This is a genomic window from Polynucleobacter sp. 35-46-11 (genome assembly GCF_002281105.1).
The window spans coordinates 1-4,829 of sequence record NZ_NCFJ01000165.1 but is presented as its reverse complement, the minus strand read 5'-3'; the positions used below and the strand labels follow the sequence as shown (position 1 = coordinate 4,829).

Annotated in this window: 3 protein-coding genes; 1 reads left to right on the top strand and 2 read right to left on the bottom strand. The window is 48.2% G+C overall.

Translation table 11 applies throughout. The features are described from left to right. Window positions 1-2,496, bottom strand: a 2,496-nt coding sequence (gene dnaE, locus B7Y67_RS10900; protein WP_293598666.1) for a DNA polymerase III subunit alpha, incomplete at its 3' end; no start/stop codon positions are given. A gap of 15 nt (window positions 2,497-2,511) precedes the next feature. Here dnaE and gluQRS point away from each other — a divergent pair. Then, window positions 2,512-3,465 (top strand): tRNA glutamyl-Q(34) synthetase GluQRS, encoded by a 954-nt coding sequence (gluQRS, locus tag B7Y67_RS10895; protein WP_293598665.1) that lies wholly within the window; start codon window positions 2,512-2,514, stop codon window positions 3,463-3,465. Here gluQRS and B7Y67_RS10890 read toward each other — a convergent pair. Then, window positions 3,452-4,801: a DEAD/DEAH box helicase gene (locus B7Y67_RS10890; protein WP_293598667.1), complete on the bottom strand. Its 1,350-nt coding sequence runs from the start codon at window positions 4,799-4,801 to the stop codon at window positions 3,452-3,454. The two genes, gluQRS and B7Y67_RS10890, sit on opposite strands and share 14 nt — an antisense overlap. Window positions 4,802-4,829 lie beyond the last annotated feature (28 nt).

The window sequence follows — 4,829 nt, the reverse complement described above, 5'->3', positions numbered from 1 at the left end:
AGTATTGATATCTGGTGAAAATACGCGAATATTATTTGCCAAACAATCGTCATACAGAATCTTCACCTTATCAGTGTCATCCATTGCGAGCGATAAGTTGGCCGCCATAAATTCAGCAGGGTAGTAAGCCTTAAGCCAGGCAGTTTGATATGCCAAGAGTGCATAAGCAGCAGCATGGGATTTATTAAATCCATAGCCCGCAAAGCGCTCCATCAAGTCATAAATCTCATTGGCCTTGCCTTCAGTAATACCGCCGGCTTTTGCACCATCACTAAAGATCTTGCGATGCTGCGCCATCTCTTCAGGCTTCTTCTTGCCCATCGCACGACGCAACATATCTGCGCCACCCAATGAGTAGCCACCAATCATCTGGGCCATCTGCATCACCTGCTCTTGATAGACCATGATGCCGTAGGTTTCTTGTAGAACGGGCTCAATACGTGGATCCGGATACTCTACTTTCTGACGCCCATGCTTACGTTCAATAAAGTCCGGAATCAAATCCATTGGACCTGGGCGATAGAGTGCTACAAGCGCAATAATGTCTTCAAAGCGGTCAGGCTTGGCTTCACGAAGCATGCCTTGCATGCCGCGACTTTCTAGCTGGAAGACGGCGACTGTATTGGCATTCTTTAAAACTTCAAAGGCCTTTTCATCATCAAGTGGAATTTCACCAATATTCCAATCTTTACGATCAGCATGCAGCGTCTTAATCCACTTCTCAGCAGCGGCCAAAATAGTCAACGTCGTTAAACCCAAGAAGTCGAACTTCACTAGACCGATAGCTTCTACATCATCCTTATCAAACTGACTAATAACGGAGCCGCTCTCTTGATCTTTAGAGTCTTTTGCCTCTTGGGTATAAAGCGGGCAAAAATCGGTTAAACGACCGGGGGCAATCAATACGCCACCCGCATGCATACCGACGTTGCGGGTCATGCCTTCAAGCTGCTGTGCAAGAGATAAAAGCTGGCGCACCTCATCTTCATTCTTTTCGCGCTCGCCTAATTGCTTCTCTTCCTTCTTGGCCATTTCGATAGTCATGTACTGACCTGGCTTATTCGGGATCAACTTAGCAATACCATCAACGAAGTTATAACCTTGCTCCAGCACGCGACCCACATCACGAATCGCCGCTCTGGCAGCCATCGTTCCAAAGGTCGCAATTTGACTGACCGCATCTTTGCCGTACTTATCTTTTACGTACTGAATAACGCGATCGCGCCCATGCTGGCAGAAATCAATATCGAAGTCGGGCATCGATACCCGCTCAGGATTTAAGAAGCGCTCAAAGAGGAGGTTGTAACGCAGTGGATCAAGATCCGTAATACCGAGCGAGTAAGCAACCAAAGAGCCGGCACCAGATCCGCGACCCGGACCTACTGGAACGCCATTATTTTTTGCCCAATTGATGAAGTCAGCAACAATCAGGAAGTAGCCTGGGAAACCCATTTGAGAAATGGTCTTCACCTCGAAGACTAGGCGCTCGTGATAACGAGCCTCTTCCTTTGCACGCTCCTCTGGATCTGGGAAATTGCGCTCCATATGGCGCTTCAAACCAATCTCCGATTGCTGCAACAAATAATCGTCGAGCGTAATACCAGGAGGCGTTGGAAAATCCGGTAAGCGTGGCTGACCTAAAGTTAAAGAGAGATTGCAACGTTTGGCAATCTCCACCGAATTAGCCAATGCAACAGGCAAATCTGCAAAACGCTTTTCCATCTCCTCTTGAGATAAGAAATACTGCTCTTCATTAAATTTCTTGGTGCGACGAGGATTGCCTAAGAGCTCTCCTTCAGCAATACAAACCCGCGCCTCATGGGCCGTGAAATCACTGCGTTGCATAAACTGCACTGGGTGCGTAGCAACTATAGGTAGATCTAATTCACTTGCGAGATGGCAGGCTAGCTGAAGTTGCTTTTCATCTTGAGGATGGCCGCCACGCTGCACTTCAATGTAAAAAGTATTCGGGAATAACTTTGCCCAATGTTTAGCAGCATCTTTAGCTTGATCTTCTTGGCCGGCTAAGAGCGCACTACCCACATCACCCCAGCGTCCACTCGAGAGCGCAATCAGTCCATATGCCAGTGTTCTTTTTGCAGCTTTATCTTCAGCTTTAGAAGCGGGCTCACTAAACCACTTGCGATCTACCTCTGCCCGACCACGAGATTGATTCTCCAGGGAGGCTTTGCTTAATAGCTGACATAAATTGAGGTAGCCAGAGTGGTTTTGTACTAGGAGCAATAAACGATGGGGTTGATCTGGGTCTTGGGGGTTGCTAATCCAAACATCCGCACCTGCAATTGGCTTAACTCCGCTCGAGCGTGCAGCGCTATAAAAACGGACTAAGCCAAATAAATTACTCAAATCAGTGAGCGCCAAGGCTCCCATGCCGTCTTTTTCGGCTGCAGCTACCGCATCATCAATACGAACGACACCATCCGTAATTGAAAACTCGGAATGGACGCGCAGATGAACAAAACGGGGTGAAGCCATGAGATCATTTTAGCTGTGCCGAACCTCAAAAACCCCTCACCCCCTGCTGACGGCTATCGCGGGCGCTTTGCCCCCTCGCCTACTGGCCCGCTTCATGCGGGATCCTTGGTTGCCGCCCTAGGAAGCTGGCTGGATGCCCGACAAAATCAAGGAAAATGGCTAATCAGAATCGAGGATTTAGATACCCCCCGCTGCATTCCGGGGGCGGATCAAGAAATCCTGAGCCAACTGCTTGCCTGCGGCCTTAGCTGGGACGAGGAGCCAACATGGCAATCCAAGCACCAAGATCGCTATAAAGAGGCTCTAAAGCGCTTAAATGAGCTCCAAACCATCTATCCCTGCACCTGCTCCCGGCAAACCATTGCAAATACCCTTGAAGCTCGCGGCATAGTCACCCTTCGCAATCAAGAAATAGTCTACCCAGGTAGCTGCCGCCCTCAACAAATACCCCTGTATGAGGATGAAAACATCTTTACGGTTGAAGCAGCCTGGAGGCTCGCTCTTCCCCCAGATCTCAGTATTCATTTTGAAGATCTCGCTCTAGGTATACAAAGTCAAAACCTGAATCAAGAAGTGGGGGATTTTGTATTACGTCGTCGGGATGGCATATTCACCTATCAGCTTGCCGTAGTGGTAGATGATGCCGAACAAGGCATCACTCATATTGTGCGTGGTGCAGATTTACTGAACAACACAGCACGACAAATACATTTACAAAGTATTTTGGGATACCCAACACCAAGCTACTTGCATCTACCGCTAGTGCTCGATGAGCATGGTGAAAAACTCAGCAAGCAAAATTTGGCGAACGCTATTCATACAGAAAATGCGCAACAGGCTTTACAGGAATTACGTAAAGCTGGAGAGCATTTAGGATTGAGAGATCTTCCGGATGGAAAAGATACTTCGATTGCTGAGTGGCTCTTAGCTGCCACCCAAGCTTGGAATAGAAAAATTATTTCTTCTTAAAGCCACCGAGCAGAGCGCCAACAGCTGGTCTTGCAGGCGTAATGCCAACTTTTTTCTCTTCAGGATTACTAGTCTCTGATGATGACTTGTTGACAGCGCTAGGCTCATAAGGCTTATAGAAAAAAGGGTCCGACATTTTTGGTGGCGCCTCTGATCTGGATGAGCTTCTGCTGGGAGCGTAGCTAGGATTACCCTCGGGTAGCGGCTGGATCTCCAACTTGCGTTTCATCAACTTTTCAATATCGTCGAGTAAACGTTTTTCACTAGCATCGACCAGTGCAATCGCATCACCCTTGCTACCTGCTCGACCCGTACGACCAATGCGGTGAATAAAATCTTCCGCATTAAATGGCAACTCATGATTAATAACGCAAGGCATCGATGGAATATCCAAACCACGTGCAGCCACATCTGTTGCAACCAATGCTTCGATGGCGCCAGATTTAAATGCATCCAAAGTGAGAGTACGTTCGCCCTGACTCTTATCACCATGAATCGCGCCCGCTTTAATTCCATCACGCTCTAATGAACGCGCTAATCGAGCACAACCTAAACGACTGTTAGTAAAGATGATGCACTGACGAGATAAACCTTGACGAGTGCGCGCCTCAAGGACTTTTACAATCGCGCGTTGCTTGTCTTCACTGGCTACCATATGCACTACTTGCTTTACAGTATCGGCTGCGGCGTTTTGGCGTGCCACTTCAACAGTAACCGGTGTGCGCAAATAACTTTGCGCTAATTTTTTAATCTCTGGCGAGAATGTTGCTGAGAACAAGAGTGTTTGGCGCTGAGCGGGAATCAAATCAATGATGCGCTGCAAGTCGGGCAGGAAGCCCATATCCAACATGCGATCTGCTTCATCTAAAACCAAAATTTCTACTTGAGAGAGATTGGCAACTTTAGAACCAATGTGATCTAGCAAGCGTCCTGGGGTAGCAATCAAAATCTCAACACCACCACGCAATGTCGCAACTTGCTCTTTCATATCCACGCCACCGTACACCACGGCAGCACGCAAATCAGTGTGCTTGGAATAGCTCGCTGCATTCTCGGCAACTTGCACAGCTAACTCACGTGTCGGCGTTAGCACCAAGGCACGAATTGGGTGACGAGCTGGTGAAGCACTGCTACTCGCATGACGCAGGATCTTTTGAATAATTGGCAATACAAAAGCAGCCGTCTTACCGGTACCAGTCTGGGCAGCGCCCATCAAATCACTTCCAGCCAAAACGTGCGGAATAGATTGCGCTTGAATCGGAGTCGGGGTGTTGTAACCCTGCTCAGATACCGCTTTTTGAATCTTTGGATCTAAGCCAAAGTCAGCAAAGGTAATTGTTGCTGGGGTGGCGCTACTCTCAGTA